General features: G+C 43.2%; 1 protein-coding gene. It reads left to right on the top strand.

From position 1 onward, the window contains the following. Nucleotides 1-243 (top strand): hypothetical protein (locus tag AB1471_RS17795; protein WP_367781045.1); only part of this gene is annotated, 243 nt, incomplete at both ends.

Raw genomic sequence — 243 nt, 5'->3', positions numbered from 1 at the left:
AGAACCACAGCGCTCATCCAGACAACAATAGATGCCGTTGACAAAGGTATTGCTATTGCCGATGCGACTGCATCCAGCATTATGGAAGTTATGGAAGGTGCTCGTCAGGCATCTGAAAAGATGGCTCAGATTTCAACATTGCTGGAAAAAGATGTTGAAAACGTACATGTACTCAATGACAACGTTATGGCTGTATCTGGTGTAGTTGATAATAACTCTGCTACATCTGAAGAGACAGCAGCT

The organism is Jeotgalibacillus marinus, from assembly GCF_040801915.1.
Classification (GTDB): Bacteria; Bacillota; Bacilli; order Bacillales; family Jeotgalibacillaceae; genus Jeotgalibacillus; species Jeotgalibacillus marinus.
Note: the sequence above shows the minus strand (reverse complement) of the source record. Positions and strands in the feature narration are given on the sequence as shown.